Here is a 14,922-nt window from a genome sequence, read left to right as displayed (position 1 = left end):
GGGATGCGGGACCCGCGCCCCGATTACTGGGGCCCGTACTTGCGCCCCGTGCGCGAGGACATCCCGCCCAGCAGCCCCCGCGGGGTCAGCTTCACCACGCCCATCAGCGCCTTGTACCGCGGATCCGGGATCGACACCGTCTTGCCCCGCGCCAGATCGGCCAGCGCGGCGGCCACCAGCTTGTCGGCGTCGAGCCACATCCAGCCGGGGATGTTGTCCGTGCCCATGCCGGCCCGCTCGTGGAACTCGGTGCGCACGAAGCCCGGGCACAGCGCCATCATCCGTACGCCCGAGCCGGTCAGGTCCTTGGCCGCGCCCTGGGTGAACTGCACGACCCAGGCCTTGCTCGCCCCGTAGGTGCCGCGCGGCAGGAAGGCGGCCACCGAGGCCACGTTGATCACGCCGCCGCGCCCGCGCGAGCGCATCGGCTCCACGGCCGCCGAGGTCAGCCGCAGCACGGCCTCGATGTGGACCTTCAGCATGGTCAGCTCGTCGGCCATGGACACTTCGAGGTAGCGGCCCTTGTTGCCGAAGCCCGCGTTGTTCACCAGCAGGTCCACCGGGTGCTTGCGGTCGGCGAGGCGCTCCTCGACCGCCGTGATGCCCTCCTCGGTGGAGAGGTCGGCGGCCAGCACCTCGGCCTCGATGCCGTGCCGGTCGTGCAGCTCGGTGGCCTGCTCCCCGAGGCGCTTGGTGTCCCGCGCCACCAGGACGAGGTTGTGCCCCTGGGCGGCGAGCCGCCGGGCGAAGGCGGCGCCGATGCCCGCCGTGGATCCCGTAATCAACGCAGTCGTCATAGGCGCAACCTAGTCGCCCGGCTTCCCGTACTTCTCCACGTGGGCCAGCGCCTTGTCCCGGGCTTCCGGCTCCAGCGCGTCACCCGCCGCCAGTGTGCGCGGCAGCAGCTCCCGCTCGGTGGTGAAGGCGCGGAACCAGAACGCCACCGTCACCTCGTGGTCCGGGCGGTGCGCGACCTCGATGGTGTCCCCGGGGGAGACCGAGCCTTCCCGCAGGACCCGCAGGTAGGCGCCCGGCCGGGCCTCCTGGGTGAACCGCTTGACCCAGGCCCTCTCGCCGAGGATCCCCTGGAAGGTCCGGCACGGGATGCGGGCCGAGGCCACCTCCAGGAGCAGATCGGGTCCGACCCGCCAGCGCTCGCCGAGCAGCGCGCCGTTCACGTCGAGTCCGGAGGTGGTGAAGTTCTCGCCGAAGGTCCCGCCGGGCAGTTCGCGGCCGAGCTCCCGCTCCCACCACTCCAGGTCCTCGCGGGCGTACGCGTACACGGCCTGGTGGTCACCGCCGTGATGGCGCAGGTGACAGACGTCGTCCCCTTCGACGCCGCTCGCGCCGACGCCCTTGGGGCCCGGAGCGAAGACCCGTACGGGGCCCGGCGCGGGGATCTTGCCGTGACCGGTCAGCCCGTCCGGGGCGTCGGTGTAGTCGACGGCCGTCGCACGGCCGAGGTTCACGGAGATCAGATGCATGGCACCACGCTAGCCGATCACCTCAAAGGCAGCCGGGGGTCATTCGCGCCGAGATCAAAGTACCCCTTATGCTCGAAGGGTGATCGAGGCACGTCATCTCCGAGTTCTGCGCGCTGTCGCCGGAACCGGGTCCTTCTCCGCCGCCGCCCGCGAGCTCGGCTGCACCCAACCGGCCGTCTCCCAGCAGATGAAGGCGCTGGAGCAGTCCGCCGGCACCCCGCTGCTGATCCGCACCGGGCGCGAGATGCGCCTCACCCAGGCCGGTGAGGCGCTGGTCCGGCATGCCGCCGGGATCCTCGCCGGACTGACGGCCGCGGAGGAGGAGGTCGCGGCCATCGCCGGGCTGCGCGCTGGGCGGGTCCGGCTGGTCTCCTTCCCCAGCGGCAGTTCCACGCTGGTGCCGACCGCGCTCGCGGCGATGCGCGCCGAGCACCCGGGGACCCGGATCTCACTGGTCGAGGCGGAGCCGCCGCGCTCGGTGGAGATGCTGCGCGAGGGGGACTGCGATCTGGCGCTGGCCTTCCGCTACGGCGGCGCCTCGGGATCGGCGGCCGAGTGGGAGGACCTCGTGGTCCGGCCGCTGCTGACCGACCGGCTCGTCGGGCTGGTTCCCGAAGGGCACCGGCTGGCGGGAGCGGAGCGGGTGGGCATGGCGGAGCTGGCCGACGAGCCCTGGATCGCGGGCTGTCCGCGCTGCCGCCGCCATCTGGTGGAGGTGTGCGAGGCGGCCGGTTTCACCCCGCGCATCGACTTCGCCACCGACGACTACCCGGCCGTGGTCGGCCTGGTCGGGGCCGGGCTCGGGGTCGCGGTGCTGCCGGAGCTCGCGGTGGAGTCCGTACGGGCCAAGGGCGTGAGCACCCTCGTCGTGGAACCGGCCGTCGAGCGGGAGGTCGTCGCGCTGACCCTGCCCGACCTGGCCAGGGTGCCGGCGGTGGCCGCGACCCTGGTCCAGCTGGAGCGGGCCGCCCGGCGCTGACGGCCGGGCGCGCTCGGTCCGGCGCCGGCGGCCGGCCCTGGCGCGGATGGCCCTGGCCCCGATGGGCCGGGTGGCCGGATCCCGCGGCGGACGGGGCCGCCACGCGAAGGACCGTACGGCGGTACGGCCGGTCGGGTGGCAGCCCGGTCCGGTACGCGGCACACCCGTGCGCGTCGGTGCTGCGTGTGCCGGTGCTGCGTGTGCCGATCAGATCGGCGAAACGTTCCTTCGGTCGTTTCGTGTGGAGCCCGGTCAGTGCGGGGCGATCGGCGCGCTCGGCCCGATCGCGGTGGTCGCCGGGATCAGGCGGTGGCGGGCGCGGCCCATCAGTTCTTCGCGTTCGTCCTCGGTGAGGCCGCCCCACACCCCGTAGGGCTCACGGACGGCGAGTGCGTGCGCGGCGCATTCAGAACGCACCGGGCATCGCATGCAGACCTCTTTAGCCGAGGTCTCGCGCGCGCTCCTGGCCGCGCCCCGCTCGCCTTCCGGGTGGAAGAAGAGGGAGCTGTCGACCCCGCGGCAGGCAGCCAGCAGCTGCCAGTCCCAGAGGTCGGCGTTCGGTCCGGGGAGGCGGGAGAAATCTGCCATTGGTAGTCCTCTTGGTGCCGGTACTGAGGCGGATACGGTCCATGTCTCCACACCTACTGTCGTAGTAGATGTAAATATGACTCATTGGGAATCTAGCCTCAGACATGCGCCAAACGGAAGGAAAGCCGCCAAATAGGGCATACCGTCATCTGGAGGACACGCGGCGAGTGGCTCCTGCCTTGTGTTCGCTTCCTCACGTAGAGTGCCGAAGGTGTCCGTCCGACCCGTAACTCTTTCGAGTGACCATCGTTGAGAGTGCGAAGGCGGTTGAACCAAGAAGTTCTCGGACATGTGTCCGGGGGCATCGACCGCACAGGTGACGATACGTACCAGCCTGGAGGCTCAAGGTGACGCGCATCAGCAGCTGCGGAGGGCGGTCATGACATCCGTCCTCGTCTGCGACGACTCCCCGCTTGCCCGAGAGGCGCTCCGCCGCGCGGTTGCCACCGTGCCCGGCGTCGAGCGTGTGACGACGGCTGCCAACGGCGAGGAAGTCCTCCGCCGCTGGGGTGCCGACCGTTCCGACCTGATTCTGATGGATGTACGGATGCCCGGGCTCGGCGGTGTGGAGACGGTGCGCCGGCTGCTCTCGGCCGACCCCGGGGCCCGCATCATCATGCTGACGGTCGCCGAGGACCTGGACGGCGTGGCCCTCGCGGTCGCCGCCGGCGCCCGGGGCTACCTGCACAAGGACGCCTCGCGCGCCGAACTGCGGGCCACGGTCACCCAGGCCCTCGCCGACCCGACCTGGAGGCTGGCCCCGCGCCGGCTCCGTTCGGCCGAGATGGGCGCCGCGCCCACGCTCACCGCACGCGAGATCCAGGTGCTGGAAGGCATGAGCCACGGCCGGTCCAACGCGGAGATCGGGCGCGAGCTCTTCCTCTCCGAGGACACGGTCAAGACGCACGCCCGCCGGCTGTTCAAGAAGCTGGGTGCGTCCGACCGGGCGCACGCCGTGGCGCTCGGGTTCCGCTGGGGCCTGGTCCGCTGACCGCAGGTCCGCCGGCCCTCACCGGCCGGCGGTGCCGTCGGCGGGCCGGCCCGTCCCGGCCCCCGGCCCACCCCGGACCCGCGGCCCCGGCCGCCCTCCGGAATCTCCCGCCGTCCGATCCGCCGCACCCTGGTGCGCGCGGGGGATTGACGGTGCACAATCCGGGGGACGTGTCGCTTCGGGCGCGATGCCGCATGCTTGAGGGTGTGGCGCATCCTGGAGATGTCGCCGCGGGGACGATTCGGCCGAGCGGGAGGGGAGGGCCAGACCATGAGTTCCGGTGCACCCACCCCGCACGACCCGTCGACGCATAACGCTTCGACGCACAACACGGGCCGCGGTGCCGCGAATGCCCCGGCGCCAAGGCACCATGGATTGATGCGCGACGACGAGGCCCCGGGGTCACCCGCGACCACAGGGGGCGGCGGCGCCTCCCGCAACAGCGGCGACGGTACCGTCAGCGCGCTCGTACGCCGTGCGGTGGAGGGCGACGAGCAGGCCACCCACGATCTGCTGGCCTTCGTGCACCCCCTCGCCATCCGCTACTGCCGCTCCCGCCTGTCGCGACTTCCGGGTGACGCTCGTCACTTCGTGGAGGACCTGGCGCAGGAGGTCTGCGTCGCCGTCCTGATGGCCCTGCCGCGCTACCGCGACACCGGACGCCCCTTCGAGGCCTTCGTCTTCGCCATCGCCGCGCACAAGGTCGCCGATCTCCAGCGGGCCGCCATGCGCCATCCGGGCAGTACGGCCGTGCCCTCCGACGAGATGCCGGAGCGGCCCGACGACTCCCTGGGGCCGGAGGAGCGCGCACTGCTGAGCAGTGACGCCGCCTGGGCCAAGAAGCTGCTCGCCAACCTTCCGGAGAACCAGCGCGAGCTCCTCGTCCTGCGCGTGGCCGTCGGGCTGACCGCCGAAGAGACCGGGCAGATGCTCGGAATGTCCCCCGGGGCGGTGCGCGTCGCCCAGCACCGGGCGCTGAGCCGGCTCCGCGCGCTCGCCGAGCAGTAGGCCGTGCGGGTCTTCCCGTAGGCCGTGCGAGGTTTTTCCCGTAGGCCGTACGGGTTTTTCCCGTAGGAAGATACGAACCTTGGCGTCGATCTTCGTCGTGGAATGAGAGGCGTCGGGATCCCGTTAGCATGGACATCCGCGCTGAGCAAGACCATCTTGGAAGGTGTCATGACTGTGAACGGCAGCGACTCGACTGGGATGCCCGACAAATTCGCCACGCTCGGCCTCACCTATGACGATGTGCTGCTGCTCCCCGGGTCCTCGGACATGTCCCCGGACGCCATCGACACCTCCTCGCTCATCTCCCGCAACGTGCGCGTGAACGTCCCGCTGCTCTCCGCCGCCATGGACAAGGTCACCGAGGCCCGGATGGCCATCGCGATGGCCCGCCAGGGCGGCGTCGGCGTCCTGCACCGCAACCTCTCCATCGCCGACCAGGCCAACCAGGTAGACCTGGTCAAGCGCTCCGAGTCCGGCATGGTCACCGACCCGATCACGGTGCACCCCGACGCGACCCTTGGCGAGGCCGACGAGCTCTGCGCGAAGTTCCGCATCTCCGGCGTCCCGGTCACGGACCCGGCGGGCAAGCTGCTCGGCATCGTCACCAACCGCGACATGGCCTTCGAGTCGGACCGCAGCCGCCAGGTGCGCGAGGTCATGACCCCGATGCCGCTGGTCACGGGCAAGGTGGGCATCTCCGGCGTGGACGCCATGGAGCTGCTGCGCCGCCACAAGATCGAGAAGCTGCCGCTCGTCGACGAGGCCGGCCTGCTCAAGGGCCTCATCACGGTCAAGGACTTCGTCAAGGCGGAGAAGTACCCGAACGCCGCCAAGGACAAGGACGGCCGGCTGCTCGTCGGCGCGGCCGTCGGTGTCGCGGGCGACGCGTACGAGCGGGCCCAGGCCCTGATCGAGGCGGGCGCCGACTTCATCGTCGTCGACACCGCCCACGGTCACTCCCGCCTCGTCGGCGACATGGTCTCCAAGATCAAGTCGAACTCGACGGTCGACGTCATCGGCGGCAACATCGCCACCCGCGACGGCGCCCAGGCCCTCATCGACGCCGGCTGCGACGGCATCAAGGTCGGCGTCGGCCCCGGCTCCATCTGCACCACCCGCGTCGTCGCCGGCATCGGCGTCCCGCAGGTCACCGCGATCTACGAGGCCGCGCTCGCCGCCAAGGCGGCCGGCGTGCCGGTCATCGGCGACGGCGGCCTGCAGTACTCCGGCGACATCGCCAAGGCCCTCGTGGCGGGCGCCGACACGGTGATGCTCGGCTCGCTGCTCGCGGGCTGCGAGGAGTCCCCGGGCGAGCTGCTCTTCATCAACGGCAAGCAGTTCAAGTCGTACCGCGGCATGGGCTCGCTCGGCGCGATGCAGTCCCGCGGCGACCGTAAGTCCTTCTCCAAGGACCGCTACTTCCAGGAGGGCGTGGGCGGCGACGACAAGCTCATCCCCGAGGGCATCGAGGGCCAGGTCCCGTACCGCGGACCGCTCTCCGCGGTCGTGCACCAGCTCGTCGGCGGCCTGCGCCAGTCGATGTTCTACGTCGGCGGCCGGACGGTGCCGGAGCTCCAGGACCGGGGCCGGTTCGTCCGGATCACCTCGGCGGGGCTCAAGGAGAGCCACCCGCACGACATCCAGATGACGGTCGAGGCGCCGAACTACAGCCGCAAGGGCTGATCGGAGCGGCATCCACGCAGTACCGGAGGGGCGGGCCCGCGCGGGCCCGCCCCTCCGGCGTGCCCGGTACGTGCGTCCGTACAGCGGTCACCGGAACGCGGCGCGCCGGGGTTCGGGGATACTGGACGGGCAGACCCACAGGAAAGGCCACCACACGTGACTGAGATCGAGATCGGGCGCGGCAAGCGCGGCCGCAGGGCGTACGCGTTCGATGACATCGCCATCGTCCCCAGCCGCCGTACCCGGGACCCGAAGGAGGTCTCGATCGCCTGGCAGATCGACGCCTACCGCTTCGAGCTCCCGTTCCTGGCCGCCCCCATGGACTCGGTCGTCTCCCCGCAGACCGCCATCCGCATCGGCGAGCTCGGCGGCCTCGGCGTGCTGAACCTCGAAGGTCTGTGGACCCGGTACGAGGACCCGCAGCCGCTGCTCGACGAGATCGCGGAGCTGGACGAGGAGACCGCCACCCGCCGTCTCCAGGAGATCTACTCCGCTCCCATCCAGGCGGACCTGATCCGTCAGCGGATCAAGGAGGTGCGCGACTCCGGTGTCGTCACCGCCGCCGCCCTCTCCCCGCAGCGCACGGCCGAGTTCTCCAAGGCCGTCGTCGACGCGGGCGTGGACATCTTCGTGATCCGCGGCACCACCGTGTCGGCGGAGCACGTCTCCGGCGCCGCCGAGCCGCTGAACCTCAAGCAGTTCATCTACGAGCTCGACGTCCCGGTCATCGTGGGCGGCTGCGCCACCTACACCGCGGCCCTGCACCTGATGCGCACCGGCGCGGCCGGTGTCCTGGTCGGCTTCGGCGGCGGCGCCGCGCACACCACGCGCAACGTGCTCGGTATCCAGGTCCCGATGGCCACCGCCGTCGCCGACGTGGCCGCGGCCCGCCGCGACTACATGGACGAGTCCGGCGGCCGCTACGTGCACGTCATCGCCGACGGCGGCGTGGGCTGGTCCGGCGACATCCCCAAGGCCGTCGCCTGCGGCGCCGACGCCGTGATGATGGGCTCCCCGCTGGCCCGTGCCACGGACGCGCCCGGCAAGGGCAACCACTGGGGCATGGAGGCCGTCCACGAGGACGTGCCGCGCGGCAAGAAGGTCGACCTCGGCACGGTCGGCACCACCGAGGAGATTCTCACCGGCCCGTCGCACTCCCCGGACGGCTCCATGAACATCTTCGGCGCGCTGCGCCGCTCGATGGCCACCACCGGCTACAGCGAGCTCAAGGAGTTCCAGCGGGTCGAGGTCACCATCGCGGACTCGCAGCACAGCCGCTGACGGTTTTTCCGTACGCACGCCGGAGGGCCGGCGCCCCATGCGGGGGCGCCGGCCCTCCGGCGTGTCAGGTGGAGCGGCTGAGGGGCTGACTCAGCCGCCGATCTTCTTGGCGGTGCTGTATCCGGCGAACGCGCCGAGGGCGAGGAAGAGGGCGGTCTTGAAGTCCGCACCCTCCTTCCAGATGTCGATCAGGCCGGAGACGCCGAGCGTGCTCAGCACGTCGCCCAGGCCGATGCCGGAGGCCTCGGCGAGTGCGAGCGCGTAGTAGAACAGCTCGCCCAGGATGACGGAGGCGACCGAGAGGACCGCGCCGACGACCGGCAGGAGCGGGTTGCGGCCGCCGAGCTTGCCCGCGGCGAAGCCGACCACGGCGCCGACGCCGATCACCGCGTAGCTGATCTCGCGCTCGATGGCGTTCATGATGCCGCCGTACGCCGCGGCCACGGCCAGCGCGGCGACGAACGCGGCGACGATGCCGAGGCCCAGGTTGCCGGGGCGTGCCGGGGCCGGTGCCTGGGCCTGGAGGAAGTCGGCGCCGGACGGGCCCGGGTAAGGGGCCGGGGCGGCGGCGGCTTCGGGCGCGGGCGTCGAGTCGGGCGCGGGCGGCTGGGTGTGCTGGCTCATATGGAGAAATCCCCCCCAGGGATCGTGGGCACACGGGCCCGCACGGCTGACGTGGGGGTGTATGCGCGAGATAAGTCGCCGCAGGCTAGCAGCAGCCTGCGACATCCGTGGAGGGGTTTGCGAGGGGGCGGCCCGGCCCTACAGGCGGTGCGCGGCGCCCGCCGGGCTGGCGCCCCGGGTGTCCAGGAGCAACTGGGCCTTCACCGCGAGGCCTTGCAGGTCGTAGGTGCGGTGGTGCTGGAGCAGGATCGTCAGATCGGCGTTGGCGGCGGCCTCGTACAACGATTCGGCGCGGGGGACGGGCTGGTCCCTGACGCGCCACCCGGCGATGTACGGGTCGTGGTAGCTGATCAGGGCGCCGAGGTCGAGGAGGCGGCTGGCGATCTCGCGGGCCGGGGAGCCCTCCTGGTCGGCGAGGTCCGGCTTGTAGGTGACGCCCAGCAGGAGGACGCGGGCGCCGCGCGCGGACTTGCCGTGCTCGTTGAGCAGGGTGGCGCTGCGCTGGATGACGTACTGCGGCATCCGGTCGTTGATCTCCTGCGCCAGACCGACCATGCGCAGCGGGTGGCCCGGGGTGCGGGTGGTGTGGGGGAGGTAGTTGGGGTCGAGGGGGACCCCGTGGCCGCCGACTCCGGGGCCGGGGCGGAAGGCCTGGAATCCGTACGGCTTGGTCTCGGCGCACCGGATGACGTCCCACAGGTCCACGCTCAGGTCGTGGCAGAGCACGGCCATCTCGTTCATGAGGGCGATGTTGACGTGCCGGTAGTTCGTTTCGAGGAGCTGGACCGTCTCGGCCTCGCGCAGGCCGCGGGCACGGACCACCTTGTCGGTGAGCCGGGCGTAGAAGGCGTGCGCGGACTCGGTGCAGGCGGGGGTGAGGCCGCCGATGACCTTGGGGGTGTTGGCGATGCCGTGCGTGCGGTTGCCGGGGTCGAGGCGGCTGGGGGAGTAGGCCAGGTGGAAGTCCCGGCCGGCGCGCAGGCGGGAGCCCGATTCGAGGATCGGGCGCAGGTAGTCCTCGGTGACGCCGGGGTGGACCGCCGATTCGAGGATGACGGTGGTGTGCGGACGCAGCCGGGCGGCGAGCGTGCGGCCCGCCTCGCCGATCGCGGACAGGTCGAGCGCGCGGTCGGCCCCGAGCTGGGTGGGGGCGCAGATGACGGCCGTGCGGACCCGGCCCAGTTCGGCGGAGTTGGTGGTGACCCGGAAGCCGGCCGCCGACATGCGGCGGATCTCGGCGGCGGTGAGGGTGGAGTCCGTCGCCGGACCGCTGTCGTAGCCGACCGTCTCGATCCCGGCGGCCACGGCTGCCTGGGCGAGCGGGAGGCCGAGATGGCCGAGTCCGATGACGGCGAGATCTGCGGGCATGGGGGTGCCGTCCCTTCCCTTCCCTGACATGCATGAGGGGGCGGAGCGCGCAAGTCCTGTGGAGGAGGAGAGCTGGCGCAATGTCAGACTAGGCGTATATATGACAGATATGTCGTATTCAGGGGTCTTGGTCGCCTCCGTGTTATCCACAGGCGGTGGCTGATGTGGGTGCGGCCGGTGAGAATCATGAACGGGCGATGTGAGCGGGATCACCCACGACAGGTGGGATGGCCGCACAGGACGGACGGGGCGACCCGCGTCAACGGGAGGCAGGCAGCCGTGAGCACTGGGACAGGGGCAGGGACGGGCGCAGGGGCGGGTGCGGGGACGGGAGCCGGGACGGCTGCCGGGACGGGGGCGGGGATGGGTGCCGGGATGGGCGCCGGGATGGGGGCGGGGATGGGTGCCGGGATGGGCGGAGGCGGTGGGCGGGCCTCGCTGGGGCCCGTGCAGCGCGCGGAGGCGCTCGCCGGGATGGCCGAGCGGGAGCTGGACGTGCTGGTGGTCGGTGCGGGCGTGGTGGGCGCCGGTACCGCCCTCGACGCCGTGACCAGGGGCCTGGCGACCGGGCTGGTGGAGGCGAGGGACTGGGCCTCGGGCACCTCCAGCCGTTCCAGCAAGCTCATCCACGGCGGGCTCAGATACCTGGAGATGCTCGACTTCGCCCTCGTGCGGGAGGCGCTCAAGGAGCGCGGCCTGCTGCTGGGGCGGCTCGCCCCGCACCTGGTGAAGCCGGTGCCGTTCCTCTACCCGTTGCAGCACAAGGGATGGGAGCGGTTCTATGCCGGCTCCGGCGTCGCGCTCTACGACGCCATGTCGCTCTCCAGCGGTCACGGGCGCGGGCTGCCGACCCACCGCCACCTCTCGCGCAAGCGCGCCCTGCGGATCGCGCCGGCGCTGCGCAAGGACGCGCTGGTGGGCGCCCTGCAGTACTACGACGCCCAGATGGACGACGCGCGGTACGTGGCCACCTTGGTCCGGACGGCCGCCGCGTACGGGGCGCAGTGCGCCAACCGGGCGAGGGTCGTCGGCTTCCTGCGGGAGGGCGAGCGGGTCGTGGGTGCGCGGGTCCAGGACGTGGAGGGCGGCGGGGAGTACGAGATCCGGGCGAAGCAGATCGTCAACGCCACGGGGGTGTGGACGGACGACACCCAGGCGCTGATCGGGGAGCGCGGCCAGTTCCACGTAAGGGCCTCGAAGGGCATCCACCTCGTCGTTCCCAAGGACCGGATCCACTCCTCGACCGGGCTGATCCTGCGGACCGAGAAGTCGGTGCTCTTCGTCATCCCGTGGGGCCGGCACTGGATCGTGGGCACCACCGACACCGACTGGGACCTGGACAAGGCGCACCCGGCGGCGTCGAGCGCGGACATCGACTACCTGCTGGAGCACGTCAACTCGGTGCTGGCGGTCCCGCTCACCCGGGACGACGTCCAGGGGGTCTACGCGGGCCTGCGGCCGCTGCTGGCCGGGGAGTCGGACGCGACGAGCAAGCTCTCGCGCGAGCACACGGTGGCGCACCCGGTGCCGGGGCTGGTCGTCGTGGCCGGCGGCAAGTACACGACGTACCGGGTGATGGCCAAGGACGCGGTGGACGAGGCGGTGCACGGACTCGACCAGCGGGTCGCGCCGTGCGTGACGGAGGACGTGCCGCTGGTCGGGGCCGAGGGGTACCGGGCCCTGTGGAACGGCCGGGCGCGGATCGCCGCGCGGACCGGACTCCATGTGGTGCGGGTGGAGCACCTCTTGAACCGGTACGGCTCGCTGACCGAGGAACTGCTGGAGCTGATCGCGAAGGACCCCTCGCTCGGGGAGCCGCTGACGGGAGCCGACGACTACCTCCGCGCCGAGGTGGTCTACGCGGCCTCGCACGAGGGGGCGCGGCACCTGGACGACGTGCTGACCCGGCGGACGCGGATCTCGATCGAGACCTTCGACCGGGGGACGCGATCGGCGCGCGAATGCGCGGAGTTGATGGCTCCGGTGCTGGGCTGGGACGAGCAGCAGATCGAGAAGGAAGTGGAGCACTACGAGAAGAGGGTGCAGGCGGAACGGGAATCGCAGCGCCAGCCGGACGACCAGACGGCGGACGCGGCACGGCTGGGGGCGCCGGACATCGTCCCGTTGTAACTCCGTCACTTCGCGGGCGGAACCGCGGACCCGGGGCTCCCGTCCGTTGCGGAGTAAGGGACAATGAGGGTTCTGCCGGGGCGGGTTACCGGGCACCCCGGCCGCTGCCAGGGCAACCGGAGCAGGCGGCACGAACGCAGAGGGGACGCATGTCGAAGCCGGAGCACACCGAGTCGCCGGAGCCGTCTGTCGGGACGGGATCGCCGGTGCCTCCGGCCGCACCCCCGACGGACCCGAAGCCGCCGGCCGAGCCGCCCGCGGCGGGAGCCGCGAAGCGGGCCGCCGCGGCGAAGCCCGCCGGGACGGGGGCCGCGAAGGCCGCGCCGGCCGCCGCGGACGAGGTGCCCCCGGCTGCGGCCGAAGCCGCCGGGGAGGCCGGGCCGCAGGACGCGAAGCCCGGCGCTTCCGCGGCGAAGGCGGAGCTGCGGAAGCCGGCTGCGGCGAAGGCCGCCGCTGGGGCTGAGCCCGAGGACGCGAAGCCCGCGGGTGAGGGCGCCGGTCCCGAGGACGCGAAGGCCGTCGGTGTGAAGGGCGAGCCCGAGGACGCGAAGCCGGGTGAGGCCGCCGAGGCGAAGCCTGTGCGGGGGGCGTCCGGGGTCGAGGGTGCGAAGGCCGCGGACGCGAAGCCCGCCGGTGCGAAGGCGGAGTCGCGGAAGGCCGCCGCCGTGCGCGCGGACGGTGGGGTCGAGGACGCTGGGGCCGCGCCGAAGTCCGCCGTGGTGAGCAAGGCCGACGAGGTGGCCGCCGCCGTCAAGGCCGCCGCGGCCAAGGCGGAAGAGGGCCCGCGCGACGAGGGCCGGCTGCTCGCGGGCCGGTACCGGCTCGGCGACGTCCTCGGCAAGGGCGGCATGGGCACCGTCTGGCGCGCCGAGGACGAGACCCTCGGCCGCACCGTCGCCGTCAAGGAACTCCGCTTCGGCAGCGGCGTCGACGACGACGAGAAGCGCCGCCTCATCACCCGGACCCTGCGCGAGGCCAAGGCCATCGCCCGGATCCGCAGCGGCGGCGCCGTGACCGTCTACGACGTCGTCGACGAGGACGGCCGGCCCTGGATCGTCATGGAGCTCATCGAGGGCCCCTCGCTCGCGGAGTTCATCCGCGAGAGCGGCCCGCTGACCCCCCGCCGCGCCGCGGAAGTCGGCCTCGCCGTGCTCGACGTACTGCGTGCCGCCCACCGCCAGGGCATCCTGCACCGGGACGTGAAGCCCTCCAACGTGCTGCTCGCCGACCACGGCAACGGCCGCGTGATCCTCACCGACTTCGGCATCGCCCAGGTCGAGGGCGACCCCTCCGTCACCTCCACCGGCATGCTCGTCGGCGCGCCCTCGTACATCTCGCCCGAGCGGGCCCGCGGCCAGCGGCCCGGCCCGCCGGCGGACATGTGGTCGCTCGGCGGCTTGCTGTACGCCGCCGTCGAGGGCGTTCCCCCGTACGACAAGGGGTCGGCGCTCGCGACGCTGACCGCCGTGATGACCGAGCCCGTCGAACCGCCGAAGAACGCGGGTCCGCTGACCGAGGTCATCTACGGACTCCTCGTCAAGGACCCCGCCCACCGGCTCGACGACGACCGCGCGCGGGCGATGCTCACCGCCGTGATCGACGCGCCCGAGCCGCCGGCCCCCGTAGTCGGTCCGAGCCCCGAGGAAACCCGGCAGATATCCCTCGCCGAGGCCCATGACGCCGCCGAGCAGGCGGCGGCCGACAAGGCGGCCAAGGCCGCGGAGAAGGCGGAGAAGAAGGAACGCGAGCGCCGTGAGCGCGAGCAGCGGGAGCGTGCCCGCGCGGCGTTGAAGTCGGCCCGCAAGGCGGCGGCGGCCAGCGCCGCCGCCGCGGCCGCCACGGCCACGGCGGCGACCGCCGCCGAGGCCCCGTCGCCGCGCCCGTCGCCCGTCGCGGCCCCGATCACCGACGTCCTGCCGCGCCGCACCATCGTGCTCGCGATAGCCGGCGTGGTCGTGGCGCTCGCGGTCATCGGCTCGATCATCGGGTACGTCGTCAATGGCGACGACGACAAGGGCGACTCCCCGAAGGACGGCAAGGGCGGCAGCAAGACCGCCGCGTCGAGCCCCGCCCCCGGTTCGTCGACCCCGCCTCCGTCTTCGCCCGCGCCTTCGCCCTCGCCGAAGAGCGGCGAGTCGCCCGGCGCGGGGGCCGCTTCGCCGGACCCGGGCCAGTCTCCCGGTGCGGGGACCAACCCCGGCCAGGGCCAGGGCTCCACGCCCGGGGGCGCCCTGCCCGGGCTGCCGCCGGGGTACGGCCAGATCAACGACCCCGGGTTCCACTTCGCGATGGGCATGCCCGAGGGCTTCAAGCAGACCGGAGTGGTAGGGAAGAAGAGCGGCGTCATCTACAGCCGCGACGGCGGATTCCCGCGCATCCAGATCGACTTCAACAGCTCGCCGCGGGAAGACGCCCGCGCGGCCTGGCTGGAACTGGCCCCCGCCGTGGCGGGCAGCAGCAGCAACTACAAGCTGCTGCGCCTCGAAAAGGTCGAGTACCGCGGGTACCCGACCGTCGCGGACTGGGAGTTCGAGCGGGACCAGAAGGGCTCGCGGGTCCGGGTGCTCGACCGCGGGTTCCGGATGGACGCGACGCACGGCTACGCCATCATGATCACCTGCCTCGCGGACCAGTGGGACGCGCCGGAGTGCACGCAGCTGCGCACCACGGCGTTCGACACCTTCCAGCCACTGGGCTGACCCGCGTACCGAGCGGGCTCGGGTCAGCCTCGCCAGGGCCGGGACGCGGGCGCCCTGGGCGTCGTATCGTGTCAGCGGGGCCTGGGG

12 protein-coding genes are annotated in these 14,922 nt (G+C 72.3%); 7 read left to right on the top strand and 5 right to left on the bottom strand.

The window, feature by feature from the left end:
- Positions 1-23: 23 nt before the first annotated feature.
- On the bottom strand, positions 24-797 hold the full coding sequence (locus OG730_RS17020; protein ID WP_327305058.1) for an SDR family NAD(P)-dependent oxidoreductase: 774 nt from the start codon (positions 795-797) through the stop codon (positions 24-26).
- A 9-nt stretch (positions 798-806) separates the two neighbouring features.
- Positions 807-1,484 carry an MOSC domain-containing protein gene (locus OG730_RS17015; RefSeq protein ID WP_327305057.1) on the bottom strand — a complete coding sequence of 226 codons (678 nt, stop codon included), beginning with the start codon at positions 1,482-1,484 and terminating at the stop codon, positions 807-809.
- Between the two features lie 79 nt (positions 1,485-1,563).
- Here OG730_RS17015 and OG730_RS17010 point away from each other — a divergent pair, with 79 nt between their 5' ends.
- Positions 1,564-2,463 carry a LysR family transcriptional regulator gene (locus OG730_RS17010; RefSeq protein ID WP_327305056.1) on the top strand — a complete coding sequence of 300 codons (900 nt, stop codon included), beginning with the start codon at positions 1,564-1,566 and terminating at the stop codon, positions 2,461-2,463.
- 252 nt (positions 2,464-2,715) lie between these two features.
- On the opposite strand, the gene OG730_RS17005 is transcribed toward OG730_RS17010, so the two are convergent.
- Complete coding sequence (locus tag OG730_RS17005; RefSeq protein ID WP_327305055.1) at positions 2,716-3,051, bottom strand: WhiB family transcriptional regulator; 336 nt, start codon at positions 3,049-3,051, stop codon at positions 2,716-2,718.
- 379 nt (positions 3,052-3,430) lie between these two features.
- Here OG730_RS17005 and OG730_RS17000 point away from each other — a divergent pair, with 379 nt between their 5' ends.
- The 4 genes from OG730_RS17000 to OG730_RS16985 all read left to right on the top strand — a co-directional run bounded on the left by OG730_RS17000 (position 3,431) and on the right by OG730_RS16985 (position 8,014).
- On the top strand, positions 3,431-4,042 hold the full coding sequence (locus OG730_RS17000; protein WP_003948568.1) for a response regulator transcription factor: 612 nt from the start codon (positions 3,431-3,433) through the stop codon (positions 4,040-4,042).
- 378 nt (positions 4,043-4,420) lie between these two features.
- A complete protein-coding gene (locus tag OG730_RS16995) occupies positions 4,421-5,050 on the top strand; it encodes a sigma-70 family RNA polymerase sigma factor (protein WP_266880655.1) in 630 nt (209 codons plus the stop codon).
- 168 nt (positions 5,051-5,218) lie between these two features.
- Positions 5,219-6,733: an IMP dehydrogenase gene (guaB, locus tag OG730_RS16990; RefSeq protein ID WP_327305054.1), complete on the top strand. Its 1,515-nt coding sequence runs from the start codon at positions 5,219-5,221 to the stop codon at positions 6,731-6,733.
- A 156-nt stretch (positions 6,734-6,889) separates the two neighbouring features.
- A complete protein-coding gene (locus OG730_RS16985; RefSeq protein WP_327305053.1) occupies positions 6,890-8,014 on the top strand; it encodes a GuaB3 family IMP dehydrogenase-related protein in 1,125 nt (374 codons plus the stop codon).
- A gap of 90 nt (positions 8,015-8,104) precedes the next feature.
- Here the strand turns inward: OG730_RS16985 and OG730_RS16980 are convergent, their stop codons facing one another.
- Both OG730_RS16980 and OG730_RS16975 read right to left on the bottom strand, forming a co-directional pair.
- A complete protein-coding gene (locus OG730_RS16980; RefSeq protein ID WP_327305052.1) occupies positions 8,105-8,638 on the bottom strand; it encodes a hypothetical protein in 534 nt (177 codons plus the stop codon).
- A 138-nt stretch (positions 8,639-8,776) separates the two neighbouring features.
- Positions 8,777-10,006, bottom strand: a complete 1,230-nt coding sequence (locus OG730_RS16975; protein WP_327305051.1) for a nucleotide sugar dehydrogenase — start codon at positions 10,004-10,006, stop codon at positions 8,777-8,779.
- A 399-nt stretch (positions 10,007-10,405) separates the two neighbouring features.
- On the opposite strand from OG730_RS16975, the gene OG730_RS16970 reads away from it, so the two are divergent.
- Both OG730_RS16970 and OG730_RS16965 read left to right on the top strand, forming a co-directional pair.
- Positions 10,406-12,136, top strand: a complete 1,731-nt coding sequence (locus OG730_RS16970) for a glycerol-3-phosphate dehydrogenase/oxidase (RefSeq protein WP_327305050.1) — start codon at positions 10,406-10,408, stop codon at positions 12,134-12,136.
- Between the two features lie 149 nt (positions 12,137-12,285).
- The gene (locus tag OG730_RS16965; protein WP_327305049.1) at positions 12,286-14,835 is read left to right on the top strand and encodes a serine/threonine-protein kinase; all 2,550 of its coding nucleotides are present in this window, start codon (positions 12,286-12,288) and stop codon (positions 14,833-14,835) included.
- The last annotated feature ends 87 nt before the right edge of the window (positions 14,836-14,922 follow it).

Source organism: Streptomyces sp. NBC_01298 (genome assembly GCF_035978755.1).
In the GTDB taxonomy this organism is placed as follows: domain Bacteria; phylum Actinomycetota; class Actinomycetes; order Streptomycetales; family Streptomycetaceae; genus Streptomyces.
Note: the sequence above shows the minus strand (reverse complement) of the source record. Positions and strands in the feature narration are given on the sequence as shown.